Origin of the sequence: Bradyrhizobium genosp. P, assembly GCF_049949265.1 — a bacterium.
In the GTDB taxonomy this organism is placed as follows: domain Bacteria; phylum Pseudomonadota; class Alphaproteobacteria; order Rhizobiales; family Xanthobacteraceae; genus Bradyrhizobium.
Map to the genome: position 1 here is coordinate 296,601 of NZ_CP188195.1, position 13,866 is coordinate 310,466.

Genomic DNA, 13,866 nt, shown 5'->3' on the forward strand with positions numbered 1-13,866 from the left:
GGGGAGGAAATTTCCAGCGAATCCATATTTAGTCCGGAAACGCGCCCAAGACACCCTCTTGAACCCGCGCGAATCACCCGGAGCTTAGAAAATTCAAGTTTAAAATCAGGATTTAACCAGCCGATTTAACCAGCCTTGCCGCGTAAAATCCATCCAGCCCGCCGAGCTTGGGGTCGGCATGGGGCAAATGGCAGGGCAGTGTGCGCAAATCGCCGTCGGCGGTGATGATTTCGGCTAGTCCGGCGACCTCGCTTGTCTCAACCGGCGCACGCCGCAGGCCTGATTCGCCCGCGAGAAACGCCGCAATCGCCTGTTCGCCTTCCTCCGGTTCCAGCGAGCAGGTGCAGTAAACCAGCGTGCCGCCCGGCTTCAGCAGCGCGACGGCCTTTTGCAGCAGCCGCTTCTGCAGTCCCGACAGCGCCGCGATGTCGGCCTCCTGCCGCAGCCAGGCGACGTCTGGATGGCGGCGGATGGTTCCGGTCGAGCTGCAGGGCGCATCGACCAGGATCCCGTCAAAACTCCCGGCTGCAGCGGGCCACTCGGCCGCATCGGTCACGACGGTATCGGCCTGCAGCGCAAGGCGCGTGAGGTTGTCGCGCAGCCGCGCCACGCGTGCCGGCGACCGGTCAATGGCCGTGACGCGTGCGCCCGCCAGCGCAAGCTGGGCCGTCTTGCCGCCAGGCGCGGCACAGAGGTCCGCGATCGCCTTGTCCTTGACGTCGCCAAACAGCCGCACGGGCAGCGCCGCGGCGGCGTCCTGCACCCACCATTGGCCCTCCGCGAAACCCGGCAGCATCGTTACCGAGCCCTGCAGCACCGTGCGCACGGTTCCCGTCGGCAGCGTCTCGCCATGCAGGCGGGTTGCCCATTGCGGCGCGTCCGACTTCACCGTGAGATCGAGCGATGGCTCATGGGCGAGCGCGAGCGCCATGTCGCGCGTGGTCTCCTCGCCATAATGCGCGGTCCAGCGCGCCAGCATCCATGGCGGCAGATCGAGCGACTGCGTCTTGATCTCGTCGATCAGCCCCTGACCCTCGCGCGCACAACGGCGCAGCACCGCATTGACGAGCCCGGCATATTTCGCCGCGCGCCGGTCCGACTGCACCAGCCGCACCGAGAGGTCGACCGCGGCATGATCGGGGACGTCCATCCAGAGGATCTGCGCCGCGCCGATCAACAGCGCGCTCTGCGCCCGCGGCGCATCGGTTGGAACACCGCGGTCAAGCAGGCGCGAAAGCAGATGGCCGAGCGTGCCGAGACGGCGCAGGATGGTCGATACCAGCCGACGCATCAGCGCGCGGTCGCGGTCGGCGAGCGACTTCAGGCCGGGATGCGCACCGGCGCCGTCGAGCTGGTCGTCAAGCGTGCGTTGCTTGTGCAGGACGCCATCGAGGATGTCGGCCGCGATCCGGCGTGCTGCGAGACCGGGAACCTCTGTGGGAACTGCAAATCTTGAAGGAGGCATGGAGCGGAAATATCTCGGAAGGTGCTGCGTTACATACGGCTCATGCCCTTGACTTGAATACACCTCTGGCATGCGAATATGCCAAATGTAAGAATCATCAGGCGCTATCTTGCAATCGTGATGCCGTCGCTGGGCCGACAGCAATATACGAGATACGCAGCCGGAAAGTTTTGCCAAGAGTTCTGCCATGTCCGAAAAATTTTCGCAGCCGTCGGAACCCGCCCCGCGCAAGCCGTTGACGCCGGCCGCGCAGCGCGCCCTCGCCGAGGCCGAAGCACGGCGGAAGGCCGCGGACGAAAGCGCCAAGGCGAGCGCCGAGTCGCGGCCGAAGGAATTCCAGGGACCCAAGGGGCCGGAACCGACACGCTACGGTGACTGGGAAACCAAGGGCATCGCGTCGGATTTTTGAAGCCGTTGCCTGACGACCCGACTCAGGTGCAGTTTGGGAATATGCGCCGGGACGAAAGAATAAATGCCTATCGAGCGCCACGGCGGCCGCCGATCGGCAGATCACCCTGGCGCCGGCGCTTCGCAGCGGCCCTGCCATGGCTGTTCGTTCTCGGCGTGGCCGTCGGCACCATGCGGCCGATACGTCAGTGGGCGCACTGGCCGCTGCCACACTGGTCCGATAGCCGGTCTCGAGATACCGACGTGATCTGGCAGCGTGCCGGCGCGCCGGATGTCCGGCATCCCGTCGATGTGCTCAGGACGATCGACGGCGACACCTTCGAGGCGCGCGTCCATTTGAGAGAGGGTTTCAACCCGATCACCCATGTCCGGTTGCGCGGCATCGATGCACCGGAGCTGAAGGCGTCCTGTCCGGAGGAATTGCAGATGGCGGAAGCGGCGACGGTCGCGCTGCGCGATCTGCTCGGCCAGGGCGACGTCGCGATCTACAATATCGGCCCGGATAAATATCAGGGACGTGTGGTCGCCGATGTCGTGACTGGCAAGACCGGCAATGTATCGTCGGCGCTGCTCGCCTCCGGCCACGCGCGGGCCTACAATGGTGGTCACCGCTTTGGCTGGTGCGCGAACGCCGCGCATTGAGCGATGGCGTAAACAGACAAGCCGCGCTGATGCGCGGCTTGTCTTCGCGAGAGTCGGGAGATCAGCGGGTGACGACGACGGTCGTGCCGACCGAGACGCGCTGAAAGAGGTCGGTGATGTCGGGGTTCAGCATGCGGATACAGCCGTAGGACACGAAGCCGCCGATCGAGCCCGGCACGTTGGTGCCGTGGATCGCGTATTCGCCGCCGGCCAGGGTCATCGCGGCCACGCCCATCGGGTTTTGCGCTGTGCCTCCGGGGATCACGTTCGGCATGTTCGGCTTGTCGTGCCTCACCTCGGCGGGCGGCGACCAGGCCGGGTTGCGGTACTTGCCGTCGATCTGGGTGGTGCCGGCCCACTGCTTGCCGGCCCTGCCAACGCCGACCGGGTAACGCATCGCGTGGCCGGAATCGAGGATCAGATAGAGGTGCCGCTCGTTGGTCTTCACCACGATGGTGCCCGGTGAATAATTATCGGCGTGGAGGCCGACCATTTCCGGCCGCGCCTGCGCCGCCGATGACATCAAAACGCCCGCCCCGATGGTGGCAGCCAACGCCACCGCGATCTTCAACGACATCGACCTTCTCCACTTCCCAAGGGCTCCCCCAGGGAGCCAAAAAACGAAGCGCAAACCCTGAAATACCGGGCCTGCCGGTTACCTACGCAATGTTAACCGCGTGTCTTAACCGGATGGTTTCCAAGCCGGCCGCGAGACGCATCCTGATGGGGCGAGGAAAGGAAATGTTGGGATTAAAGTAAATGACTTGAAAACAACACTCGGCCGCAAATGCGCCCCAGAGGCGCCTCACCTCTGACAATCCCGTGAAACGGCCAATTCCCTGAAACGACAGGGGCCGCGGCGGTCATCGCGCGCGGCCCCTGCATCTGCTTTCCCGATATTGCCCGGTGGTCTGCTTACGCCGGCGGGCCCTTCTTGTTCTGGCGGTTCTGCACGAGGTCGTCGACCACGGCGGGATCGGCGAGCGTCGAGGTGTCGCCGAGGCTGGACGGCTCGTCCTCGGCAATCTTGCGCAGGATGCGGCGCATGATCTTGCCGGAGCGGGTCTTCGGCAGGCCGGGCGCGAACTGGATCAGGTCCGGCGAGGCGATCGGGCCGATGTCCTTGCGGACCCAGGCCACCAGCTCCTTGCGCAACACCTCGGACGGCTCGGTGCCCTTCATCAGCGTGACATAGGCGTAGATGCCCTGGCCCTTGATGTCGTGGGGATAGCCCACGACCGCAGCCTCCGACACCGCCTCATGCGCGACCAGCGAGCTCTCGACCTCGGCGGTGCCCATGCGGTGGCCGGAGACGTTGATGACGTCGTCGACGCGGCCGGTGATCCAGTAATAGCCGTCGGCGTCGCGGCGGCAGCCGTCGCCGGTGAAGTACTTGCCCTTGTAGGTCGAGAAGTAGGTCTGCTCGAAGCGGTCATGGTCGCCATAGACCGTGCGCATCTGGCCCGGCCAGGATTTTGCGATGCAGAGGTTGCCGGAGGTTTCGCCGTCCAGCACCTTGCCGTCGGCATCGACGATCTCGGGCACCACGCCGAAGAACGGTCGCGTCGCCGATCCCGGCTTCAGCTTGGTCGCGCCGGGCAGCGGCGTGATCAAAATGCCGCCGGTCTCGGTCTGCCACCAGGTGTCGACGATCGGGCAGCGCTCGTCGCCGATCACGCGGTAATACCATTCCCAGGCTTCCGGATTGATCGGCTCGCCGACCGAGCCGAGCAGCCGCAGTGATTTGCGCGAGGTCTTCTTCACCGGATCGTCGCCAGACTGCATCAGCGCGCGGATCGCGGTCGGCGCGGTGTAGAAGATGTTGACCTTGTGCTTGTCGACGATGTTCCAGAAACGGGAATTGTCCGGGTAATTGGGCACGCCCTCGAACATCAGCGTGGTCGCGCCGTTGGCGAGCGGCCCGTAGAGGATGTAGCTGTGGCCGGTCACCCAGCCGACGTCGGCGGTGCACCAGTAGATGTCGCCGTCGTGATAATCGAAGACGTAGTGATGCGTCATCGAGGCGAACAGGAGATAGCCGGCGGAGGTGTGCAGCACGCCCTTCGGCGTGCCTGTTGACCCCGAGGTGTAGAGGATGAACAGCGGATCTTCCGCATTCATCGGCTCGCACGGACACTCCGTGGTCACCATCTCGGCGGCCTCGTGATACCAGAGATCGCGCGTCGGGTTCATGTCGATCGCACCACCTGTGCGCCTCACCACCACGACCCAGTCGACACCGCCCGTTTTGGCGATGGCCGCATCGACATTGGTCTTCAGCGGCACCCTCTTGCCGCCGCGCAGGCCCTCGTCGGCGGTGATCACCACCTTCGAATCGCAGTCGTTGATGCGCTGGGCGAGGCTGTCGGGGGAGAAGCCGCCGAACACCACCGAGTGGATGGCGCCGATCCGCGCGCAGGCGAGCATCGCGTAGGCCGCCTCCGGGATCATCGGCAAATAGATGGTGACTCGATCGCCTTTCGCGACGTTCCTTGTGCGCAGGATGTTGGCCATCTTGCAGACTTCGTCGTGAAGCTCGCGATAGGTGATGTGCTTTGATTCGGAGGGATCGTCGCCCTCCCAGATGATCGCGGTCTGGTCGCCACGCTTCTCGAGGTGACGGTCGATGCAGTTCCAGGCGACGTTCAGCTCGCCGTCCTCGAACCATTTGATCGAAATGTTGCCCGGCGCGAACGAGACGTTCTCGACCTTGGTGAAGGGCGTGATCCAGTCGATACGCTTGGCATGGTCGGCCCAGAATCCATCGGGATGCTTGATCGAGAGTTCGTACATCTCGCGATATCTGGCGTCATCGACATAGGCGCGCTTGGCCCAGTCGGCCGACACGTCATAGATCTTCTCGGACATCGTTTCCTCCACTCATTGCCGTTCGCAAGCGACGCGGCGGCAAGCCGGCTTGATCGTTGCGCCGATTATGCGTTGCTGCATTCCGGACGGGCAAGGAAAAAGGGCTGCCGCTTTTGTCGCGCAGAAACAATCAGGCGCGTCCCTTGTGCTCCTGCGTGTGATAAGACCGGCTTACCGCAACGCATCGCCGAGAGAAACCTATGCGCCATCGCCTGTTCCGGGTCACCGGTCTCCTGGTCGTCGTGATGGCGCTCTCGGCGCCGCTGGCCCGCGCCCAGACGGCGGCGCCAACTCCGTCACCGGAGACGCTGGCGGTTGCGCGGGAATTGGTGACTACCCTGCACCTCGCCGACCAGTTCAAGGCGCTGATGCCGACGGTCATGAAGGGCCTCAAGCCCGCCATCGTTCAGGGCCGCAGCGACGTCGACCGCGACTATGACGCGCTGACGCCGATGCTGCTCGAAGGTTTCCAGGCTCGCTTCGATGAATTGTCCGAGGCGATCGCGATCATTTACGCCAACAATTTCGGCCCCGACGATCTGCGGGGCCTGATCACCTTCTATCAGAGCCCGGTGGGCCAGAAATTCCTGCAGAAGACGCCCATTGTGACGCAGCAATCGCTGCTGGCCGGCCAGAAGTTCGGCCAGTCGGTCTCGGCGGATCTTCGGCAGCGGATCATCGAGGAACTGCGCAAGAAGGGACACGACCTCTGACCGGATTGCGCGGCCATCCGAGGCCGTAAGGCGGCGGGCAGGCCACCACCGGGGCGGTTACAGCCGTCAATTTCGCGTGTCGCGGGCAGGCTGACGTCAACGTTATCGGCCGAATGGCACCCATGAAAGGTAATCAGAAACCGTCAATGACTGATTCGCGACTCGCAAAGTCGGCCGAGACCCCCTAAATGGCCTCCCCGGGGGGCAGATGGTCCAACCGGAACGAAGCCAGAAGAAGCGGCATTACCGAAGAGCAGGCAAAACAGGGCGTCTTGAGGCAATGATGGATCAGCAGAATATCGCGGCTGTGCGGCCCGTTTCCGCCGATCCTGCTGTCGCCTTGGCCAAGGCGCTGGGCCAATGGCCCAAGCAGCCGGCAAAGCTCAAGCTCGACGCCCCCATCAAGACCTCGGTTGAAGATATCGCCCGCGATCTTGGCCTGCGGCTCGGCGACCAGAACGAGCTCACCATCCGCCGCATCAAGCGCGGCAAGAGCTATTCATTCGTTCGTGCCAATGGCTCGCGGATCCGCGATGCCAGGACGATCCGTCGCCTGCACTCGATGGCGGTTCCGCCGGCCTATCGCCAGGTGCGCTACTCCAGCGATCCGAGCACGCATCTGCAGGCAGTCGGCCGCGATGCCGCCGGCCGGCTGCAATACCGCTACCATGCCGACTGGGAAAAGGTCCGCGAGCAGCGCAAGGCGCACCGCCTGGCCAAGCTCGTGGCTGCACTGCCCAAGATTCGGCGTAAGATCTCGGCGTTTCTGTCCGGCGATGAGCCGACGCGCGAATTCGCGCTGTCGGCCGCGATCGAGATGATCGCGCGCACCGCGATCCGTCCCGGCAACGAATCCTATGCCCGCCTCAACGGCACCCGCGGCGCCACCACGCTGCTGAAGTCCAACGTCACGCTGGAAGACGACAGCGTGGTGCTGACCTTCAAGGCCAAGGGCGGCAAGGCCGTCCGCAAGGAATGCGACGCGGCCAAGCTCGTCCGCGCGATCGGTATCCTGCGCGCCGTGCCCGGCAAGCGCATGTTCCAGTACCACGACCGTTCCGGCGTTGTCCGTGCCGCCTCGACCACGGCGGTGAACGCGTTCCTGCGCGAGATCGCCGGCATTAAGATCTCGCTGAAGGATTTCCGCACCCTGATGGCGTCAGCCGTCGTCGTCGAGTCGCTGTCGCGGATCACGCCGGCCAATAGCGAACGTGGCCGCAAGCGCCAGGTGCTGGACGCGATCCGCGCCGCGGCCGATCAGCTTTCCAACACGCCGGCGATCTGCCGCAAGAGCTACGTCCACGACACCATCGTCACCGCCTTCGAAGATGGCATCCTCGAACGCTTCGCTGCGACGATGAAGGGTTACCGGACCCAGTCCAAGCGCGAGCAATTGCTGGCCCAGGTCGTGATGGCGGCGGGGGCGTAAACTCCGCGTCGTCCCGGCCTTCGCCGCGACGGCTCAAAGCCCGCCCATCTTGCAGACCATTTTCCATTCCTCGGCCGTTACCGGCTGGACCGAGAGCCTGGAATATTTCACCAGCGCCATGTCGGCGAGCTTCTTGTCGGCCTTGATCGCGGCCATCGTCACCGGTGTCTTCAAGGGCTTGTCGGCCTTGATGTCGACGCAGACGAATTTGCCGGTCTTGTCGGTCGGGTCGGGATAGGCCTCCTTGATGATCTCGGCGATGCCGACGATCTCCTTGCCCTCGTTGGAGTGATAGAAGAACGCCTTGTCGCCCTTCTTCATGGCGACGAGGTTCTGCCGCGCCGTGAAGTTGCGCACGCCGGTCCATGCTTCGCCCTTCGCACCCTTGGCGACCTGCTGGTCCCAGGACCAGGCCGAAGGTTCGGATTTCACCAGCCAGTAGTTCATCGCAACTCACCTCATTCCTGCCATTCCCGAACGCCGATCGCGCCGCGATGTTACAGGCACGCGGATATCACAGACAAGCGCGGGCATCACGGCATGGTGTGTGCGACGGCCCTCATTGCTTCAGGTATCGGTCGAAGAATTTGGCGATGTCGGTGAAGGCTTCCCTGGTCTCGGGCGCATCGACGCTGAACTGGTACTGGGCGTGAGACATCCCCTCATAGACGTTGAGATCGGCGATCACACCGGCGCGGCGCAATTTGCGATGCGTGCGAACCGTGTTGCTGAGGAACAGGTCGCGCGTGCCTGTCGTCAGGATCGTCGGCGGGAAGCCCTTGAAGTCACCGTAGATCGGCGAGATGTAGGGGTTCTTCAGGCTCGTCCCGTTGGCGTAAAGCTTTGCCGCGCGGCCGAGCCAGCCGTCCCAGGTAACCAGCACATTGTCGACCCACTCATTGCTCGCATAGCTGTCGCCAATCTTGTCGATATCCGACCACGGTGTGCCCGGCGCGATGGCGGCGGGCAGCGGCAGCTTTTCATCCTTCGCCCGCAACACCATCGCCAGCGTCATCGCGCCGCCCGTCGACGTGCCGAAGATCGCCAAACGGTGGCGTTCGTGCGACTTCAGGACTTCCTTCCAGACCGCCATCGCGTCGTCCATCGCCGCCGGGTAGGGGAAGTCCGGCGGCATCCGGTAGTCGACCGAGATCACCTTGAAGCCGCCGAAGCCCGCCATCATGATGGCTTCCGGCAGCGCCGCTTCGCCGGGACCGAAGACGTAACCGCCGCCGTGCACGTGAATGAGCAGGCGCCGCCGGTTCTCGAGCGGGATCTTGCTCGGCGTAACGATGAAACAATGCACGCCGGCGATTTTGGTCTCCTCGACCTTGACGCCGAGCTTCGCCTTCATCGCCGGGATACCCGCGATCGCGAGCTTGGCGCGGCGGTCGATCAATTCCTTCCATTCCGCTGTGGTCTTCGGGTCGGCGTTGAAATGCGGCGGATAGGGCGCGCCGATCATCGCCTGCATCTCGGGCGACACGTCACTGGTGGGATTGCCGATCGATTTGAGCGGGGAGACCCGCTTGCCGTTGTCGGCATTCGCTGCGGCCTCGCTCTTCGCAAGGTCTTCGTACGGGACGGCTGTTTGGGCGCGGGCGGTGGCTGTCGAGGTGGCGATGGCGAATAGAATGCCGAGCGAAACGATGGCGTGATGCGGTTGACGCATGCGTTATCCCCTGGGATCCGTTTCTTCATTGTTGGACCGGGATCCGACGGTTCGCCGCCACGCTATTACAGCGCGCGAGGGGCGTGAAGTGCTGGCCGCCGCGCGCTCACTCCGCTTTGAACGGCCGCGTCAGCAGGCCCTCGATCGCGGCATCGATCGTGAGTTGATGAGCAAGGATCGCCGCGACCGCCTGTGATACCGGCATATCGACGTTTTGCGAAGCGGCGAGCTCGACCAGAACCGGCGCAGTGAACGCGCCTTCGGCGAGCTTGCCGATCGGCGCTCCCTCGCCGCGGCCGAGCGCGATGCCGAGCGCGAAATTGCGCGACTGCGCGGTCGAGCAGCTCAGCAGGAGATCGCCGAGCCCCGATAGGCCGGACAGGGTTTCCGTGCGCGCGCCGCAAGCGCGGCCGAATCGCGCGAGCTCGCTGAAGCCGCGTGTGGTCAGCGCAGCGAGCGCCGAGGCGCCGAGATCGCGGCCGACCACGATGCCGGCTGCGATCGCCAGCACGTTCTTCGCCGCGCCGCCGATCTCGACGCCGCGCACATCGGTCGTGTGATACGGCCGGAAGGTCGCCGAGCCGAGCGCCTGCACCAGGCTGCTCGCCACCGCCTCATCCTTTGCCGCGAGGGTCACCGCGGTCGGAAGTCCGCGCGCCACGTCGTCGGCAAAGCTTGGTCCTGACAGGATGGCGGGTATCGCCTGAGGTGCGGCTTCAGCGATCACCTCGGTCATGAACTTGTGTGTGCCGTGCTCGATGCCCTTGGCGCAGGCGATCACGGGCGTGCCCGGTGCGACATGCGGCGCAACATGGCTCACCGCCGCGCGCAGATGCTGCGCCGGGGTTGCAGCGAGCACAACGTCTGCTTGCGCGGCGGTCGCGATGTCAGACGTCACGTCGATGGAGCGATCGAGCCGAACGCCGGCCAGTTTCGGATTGATCCGCGTCGCCTGAATCTGTGATGCATGGGCGGGATCACGGGCGTACAGCGTAACCTTGCGTCCCGCGCGCGCCGCGACATCGGCCAGTGCGGTGCCCCAGGCCCCGGCTCCGATCACGCCGACTGAGTTATACGCGCGCATCGAAACCCCCGATCTCAGCTGCGCCCCCTCGCCCCGCTCTTGCGGGGAGAGGGTTGGGGTGAGGGGCTCTATCCGCGAGCGAGCCGGGTGTTGAGACCTGTACCCCCTCACCCGGATCGCATCTCTGATGCGATCCGACCTCTCCCCGCAAGCGGGGCGAGGTGAAGCGGTATCTGCGGCGCCCTTCGTCAGACATCACTCAATGTCCAGCGCGACTGTTGGCATATCCCGCCGGAGCCTTCGCGTTGGCGTCGAGCAGCCAGCGGGCGCGCGGCGGAGCTTCCATTGTATCCGTCAGGCCGATCGCCATCCGCTCGGCGCCGGCCCATGCGATCATCGCGCCATTATCGGTGCAGAGCGCCGGCGGCGGAATGATCAGCGTGGTCTGTGCTTTGGCAGCGACATCCTGCAACGCGCTGCGGATCGCATGATTGGCGGCGACGCCGCCGGCCGCGACCAGTGCGCGCGGGGTGCCGAACTGCTCGTGGAATAGTTTGAGGCCGACGCTCAGCCGATCGGCAGTGGATTCCAGCACCGCGGCCTGAAAACTCGCGCAGAGATCGCTGATGTCCTGCGGCTCCAGCGGCGTCAGCCGGCTCGCTTCATTGCGCACCGCGGTCTTCAGGCCCGACAGCGAGAAATTGGCGTCGGGGCGGCCGAGCATCGGACGCGGAAAAGCAAAACGCTTGGGATCGCCGTCCTCGGCCTCGCGCTCGACCTGCGGTCCGCCGGGGTAGGGCAGCGACAGCATTTTTGCCACTTTGTCGAACGCTTCGCCCATCGCATCATCGACCGTGGTGCCGAGCCGCACATATTGTCCGACGCCGACCACCGCGACGATCTGGGTGTGACCGCCCGAAGCCAGGAACAGGCAATACGGGAATGCCAGCGCGCAGGTGAGACGCGGCGTCAGCGCATGCGCCTCGAGATGATTCACCGCGATCAGCGGCGTGTCGTGCACCATCGCGATCGCCTTCGCGGTGGTCAGGCCGACGATCACCCCGCCGATCAGGCCGGGACCCGCGGCGGCCGCGACCGCGGATAATTGCGCATAGCCGACGCCGGCCTCCTTCATCGCGGCAGCCACGATACCGTCGAGCAGATCGACATGGGCCCGTGCCGCGATCTCCGGAACCACGCCGCCAAAGCGGGCGTGTTCCTCGATCTGCGAGCGCACGATATTGGAGAGAATCCGCCCGGAGCCGTCGCTCAGGCGCTCGACCACGGCGGCTGCGGTTTCATCGCAGGTGGTCTCGATTCCCAATACCAGCATCGGTGCTTCGTTATCCAATTTGGGCCCTTGCGTTATCAGCATGATCCGGAAAAGTGGGTACCGGTTTTCCGGTAAGATCATGCTCAACTATGGAAAATGGCTCTTCCGGGGTAGCATTGCGAGGTCTCAAAGTGCAATCGGGTGCGATGACACATTTCGTGCGGCCGGAGTTCTGATCCGTGGCGGTCCTTGTCACACGCCCGCATCCCGACAATGAGGCGACGCTGGCCAGTCTGCGCGCGCGGGGATTTGACGCCCTGCTGGCCCCGATGCTGCGCTTCGAGCCGCTGCCGTTTCATGACGATCATGACGCCCGATACGACGCCGTCATCCTGACCAGCGCCAACGCGTTGCGCGCGGTCGATCTCGCCGGCAGCCGGCTGTTGCGCCTGCCGCTATTTGCGGTCGGGGCGCACACCGCCGATGCCGCGGAGGCCGCAGGCTTTGCCAAGGTGATCAAGGCGAAGGGCGATGCCGACGCGCTGCGCGATCTTGTGCTGGCGCGGGTCAAGGCCGGCAAGCTGAAGAAATCAGCCACGCTGCTCCATCTCGCCGGCGCCGATCTCGCGCGCGACCTTGCCGGCGATCTCGGCAAGAAGGGATTGACCGTCGTCAGCCACACCACCTACCGGATGGCGCCGGTCGCAAGCTTCCCGCGCGAGGTTTCGGAGGCGTTCATGGCCAACGGCATCACGGCGGTGCTGCATTACTCACGTCGCAGCGCGCAGGCCTTCCTCGATGCTGTCAGGGCCGGCGGCCTCGAAATTTCCGCCTTGGCGCTGCCGCAATGCTGCATTTCGGCATCGGTGGCTTCGGTCCTGCACGATGCCGGCGCGATCAAGGTGGTGGTGGCGGCGTCAGCGGACGAGAATGCCCTGCTGGATGCGCTCGGCCGTGCCCTGCCGTCGTGAGCGCCATTATTCTTTCGTTTGAACATGATGTTAGGCAGTGTCCCATTTTTTGGATCGTGCTCTAAGAACCGCGGCCGATTCTGATAGAGTATGGTGCTGACAGTTTTGAGGACCCCCCGCGATGGCTGAAGACAGGCCCGAGGATCACGACCCATCGCCGGATTCCGCCCGGCCGAAGCGTGCGCCGCCGACCATCGATCTCGAGGCGACAAGTGTGTCGAGCGAGCCGCCGCAGGCCTCCACTGAGGCGGCGGCGGCTGAAGCTGCGTCCGGAACTGAACCGCAGCCTGAATCCAAACCCGAGCCCGAGCCGGCAGCGCAAGGATCGGAACAAGGATCGGAACAAGCATCGGAACAAGCATCCGAAAAAGAGCCTGAACACCGGTCCGAACCGCCGCGGCCGGTGTCGCCCTGGGTGGTCGCGCCGGTTTCAGGTGCGGTGGCCGCCGCGCTGGTGATCGGCGTCGGCTGGCTGCTCGGCTGGCCCGCGGTCCAGCCCGCCCCGGCGCCGCAGCTCAATGCGGGCGCGATCGACGATCTCACGTCGCGGGTTGCCGGTCTCGAATCGAAGGTGAGCAAGCCGGCCGCCGCAATGACCGACCCCGCCACGGCAACGCGGCTGGAGGCACTGGACAAATCGATCGCAGCCTTGCGCAGCGATCTCGCCGCGACGCGTGCGCAATCCGACAAGCTGGCAGCCGCAGTCAGTGCCGCTCCCCGCAATGGCGCGGCCGCGCCCGATCTGTCCGGGATCACGACGCGCATGGACTGGGTCGAAGGCGCGATGAAGGCGCTGAGCGCCGAGATGGCCAAGCAGGACACCAGGCTCGCCGACGCCAAGCTTGCGGATGCCAAGCTTGCCAACACGAAGCCGGCCGATGACGCGCCGTTGCGCCGCGTGGTCGCGGCCGCGCTGCTCGACGTCGCCGTCCGTCACGGCGATCCCTTCGTCTCCGCGCTCGCGGCGGCAAAGGTGCTCTCCGACGATCCCGCAGCGCTGAAGCCGCTTGAGGCGTTTGCCGCGGCGGGTGTGCCGAACCCGAACGAACTCTGCCGCGAGTTGATCGAGATTGTGCCGAAGCTCGCGCCGCCTCCGACGGTGACGACAGGCGAAGCGAGCCTGGTCGATCGTCTGCAGGCCGGCGCCTCCAAATTGATTCGCATCGAGCGGACCGATGCCACCGGCACCGATCGCGGCAGCATCGTCGCGCGCATGACATCCGCCGCCGTCCACAACGATCTCGCGCGGGCCGAGCGCGAGTTGATGTCGCTGCCGCCGGCCGATCGCACCGCGGCGCAGCCCTGGATCGACAGGGTGGACGCCCGCAGCGCAGCGCTCGCCGCCTCGCGAAAATTCGCCGACAACGCCATGGCGGCGCTCGCCTCGGTCAATCAGTAGCT

The 13,866-nt window shown here is 65.0% G+C and carries 13 protein-coding genes; 6 read left to right on the plus strand and 7 right to left on the minus strand.

What is annotated here, in order from left to right:
- Positions 1-112: 112 nt before the first annotated feature.
- Entirely contained in the window at positions 113-1,465 is a 1,353-nt protein-coding gene (locus ACP2YO_RS01470; RefSeq protein WP_426438377.1) for an RsmB/NOP family class I SAM-dependent RNA methyltransferase, read from the minus strand.
- A gap of 187 nt (positions 1,466-1,652) precedes the next feature.
- Here ACP2YO_RS01470 and ACP2YO_RS01475 point away from each other — a divergent pair, with 187 nt between their 5' ends.
- Both ACP2YO_RS01475 and ACP2YO_RS01480 read left to right on the plus strand, forming a co-directional pair.
- Complete coding sequence (locus tag ACP2YO_RS01475; RefSeq protein ID WP_426438379.1) at positions 1,653-1,874, plus strand: DUF1674 domain-containing protein; 222 nt, start codon at positions 1,653-1,655, stop codon at positions 1,872-1,874.
- Between the two features lie 41 nt (positions 1,875-1,915).
- Entirely contained in the window at positions 1,916-2,515 is a 600-nt protein-coding gene (locus ACP2YO_RS01480) for a thermonuclease family protein (protein ID WP_426438381.1), read from the plus strand.
- Positions 2,516-2,576: 61 nt separating this feature from the next.
- Here ACP2YO_RS01480 and ACP2YO_RS01485 read toward each other — a convergent pair whose 3' ends face one another.
- Both ACP2YO_RS01485 and acs read right to left on the minus strand, forming a co-directional pair.
- The gene (locus tag ACP2YO_RS01485; protein WP_426438383.1) at positions 2,577-3,092 is read right to left on the minus strand and encodes a L,D-transpeptidase; all 516 of its coding nucleotides are present in this window, start codon (positions 3,090-3,092) and stop codon (positions 2,577-2,579) included.
- 338 nt (positions 3,093-3,430) lie between these two features.
- Positions 3,431-5,383, minus strand: coding sequence for an acetate--CoA ligase (gene acs, locus ACP2YO_RS01490; protein WP_426438385.1), 1,953 nt, complete (start codon positions 5,381-5,383; stop codon positions 3,431-3,433).
- A 200-nt stretch (positions 5,384-5,583) separates the two neighbouring features.
- On the opposite strand from acs, the gene ACP2YO_RS01495 reads away from it, so the two are divergent.
- Positions 5,584-6,096 carry a DUF2059 domain-containing protein gene (locus ACP2YO_RS01495; RefSeq protein ID WP_426438387.1) on the plus strand — a complete coding sequence of 171 codons (513 nt, stop codon included), beginning with the start codon at positions 5,584-5,586 and terminating at the stop codon, positions 6,094-6,096.
- Between the two features lie 280 nt (positions 6,097-6,376).
- Positions 6,377-7,525, plus strand: coding sequence for a DNA topoisomerase IB (locus tag ACP2YO_RS01500; RefSeq protein WP_426438389.1), 1,149 nt, complete (start codon positions 6,377-6,379; stop codon positions 7,523-7,525).
- Between the two features lie 33 nt (positions 7,526-7,558).
- Here ACP2YO_RS01500 and ACP2YO_RS01505 read toward each other — a convergent pair whose 3' ends face one another.
- The 4 genes from ACP2YO_RS01505 to tsaD form a co-directional block, all read right to left on the minus strand.
- Positions 7,559-7,972: an EVE domain-containing protein gene (locus ACP2YO_RS01505; protein ID WP_426438391.1), complete on the minus strand. Its 414-nt coding sequence runs from the start codon at positions 7,970-7,972 to the stop codon at positions 7,559-7,561.
- A gap of 112 nt (positions 7,973-8,084) precedes the next feature.
- Positions 8,085-9,197 carry an alpha/beta hydrolase gene (locus ACP2YO_RS01510; RefSeq protein WP_426438393.1) on the minus strand — a complete coding sequence of 371 codons (1,113 nt, stop codon included), beginning with the start codon at positions 9,195-9,197 and terminating at the stop codon, positions 8,085-8,087.
- A gap of 106 nt (positions 9,198-9,303) precedes the next feature.
- Positions 9,304-10,281: an NAD(P)H-dependent glycerol-3-phosphate dehydrogenase gene (locus ACP2YO_RS01515; RefSeq protein ID WP_426438395.1), complete on the minus strand. Its 978-nt coding sequence runs from the start codon at positions 10,279-10,281 to the stop codon at positions 9,304-9,306.
- A 199-nt stretch (positions 10,282-10,480) separates the two neighbouring features.
- The gene (tsaD, locus tag ACP2YO_RS01520) at positions 10,481-11,554 is read right to left on the minus strand and encodes a tRNA (adenosine(37)-N6)-threonylcarbamoyltransferase complex transferase subunit TsaD (RefSeq protein ID WP_426438397.1); all 1,074 of its coding nucleotides are present in this window, start codon (positions 11,552-11,554) and stop codon (positions 10,481-10,483) included.
- 179 nt (positions 11,555-11,733) lie between these two features.
- On the opposite strand from tsaD, the gene ACP2YO_RS01525 reads away from it, so the two are divergent.
- Positions 11,734-12,465, plus strand: coding sequence for a uroporphyrinogen-III synthase (locus ACP2YO_RS01525; RefSeq protein WP_426438399.1), 732 nt, complete (start codon positions 11,734-11,736; stop codon positions 12,463-12,465).
- A gap of 121 nt (positions 12,466-12,586) precedes the next feature.
- Entirely contained in the window at positions 12,587-13,864 is a 1,278-nt protein-coding gene (locus tag ACP2YO_RS01530) for a hypothetical protein (protein ID WP_426438401.1), read from the plus strand.
- Positions 13,865-13,866 lie beyond the last annotated feature (2 nt).

What these genes read in the sequence shown, in the direction of transcription:
- ACP2YO_RS01470 (WP_426438377.1), bottom strand. Translation starts at nt 1,465, where the DNA reads ATGCCTCCTTCAAGATTTGCAGTTCCCACAGAGGTTCCCGGTCTCGCA.
- ACP2YO_RS01505 (WP_426438391.1), bottom strand. Translation starts at nt 7,972, where the DNA reads ATGAACTACTGGCTGGTGAAATCCGAACCTTCGGCCTGGTCCTGGGAC.
- ACP2YO_RS01510 (WP_426438393.1), bottom strand. Translation starts at nt 9,197, where the DNA reads ATGCGTCAACCGCATCACGCCATCGTTTCGCTCGGCATTCTATTCGCC.
- ACP2YO_RS01480 (WP_426438381.1), top strand. Translation starts at nt 1,916, where the DNA reads ATGCGCCGGGACGAAAGAATAAATGCCTATCGAGCGCCACGGCGGCCG.
- ACP2YO_RS01485 (WP_426438383.1), bottom strand. Translation starts at nt 3,092, where the DNA reads ATGTCGTTGAAGATCGCGGTGGCGTTGGCTGCCACCATCGGGGCGGGC.
- ACP2YO_RS01530 (WP_426438401.1), top strand. Translation starts at nt 12,587, where the DNA reads ATGGCTGAAGACAGGCCCGAGGATCACGACCCATCGCCGGATTCCGCC.
- ACP2YO_RS01515 (WP_426438395.1), bottom strand. Translation starts at nt 10,281, where the DNA reads ATGCGCGCGTATAACTCAGTCGGCGTGATCGGAGCCGGGGCCTGGGGC.
- acs (WP_426438385.1), bottom strand. Translation starts at nt 5,383, where the DNA reads ATGTCCGAGAAGATCTATGACGTGTCGGCCGACTGGGCCAAGCGCGCC.
- tsaD (WP_426438397.1), bottom strand. Translation starts at nt 11,554, where the DNA reads ATGCTGGTATTGGGAATCGAGACCACCTGCGATGAAACCGCAGCCGCC.
- ACP2YO_RS01495 (WP_426438387.1), top strand. Translation starts at nt 5,584, where the DNA reads ATGCGCCATCGCCTGTTCCGGGTCACCGGTCTCCTGGTCGTCGTGATG.
- ACP2YO_RS01475 (WP_426438379.1), top strand. Translation starts at nt 1,653, where the DNA reads ATGTCCGAAAAATTTTCGCAGCCGTCGGAACCCGCCCCGCGCAAGCCG.
- ACP2YO_RS01500 (WP_426438389.1), top strand. Translation starts at nt 6,377, where the DNA reads ATGATGGATCAGCAGAATATCGCGGCTGTGCGGCCCGTTTCCGCCGAT.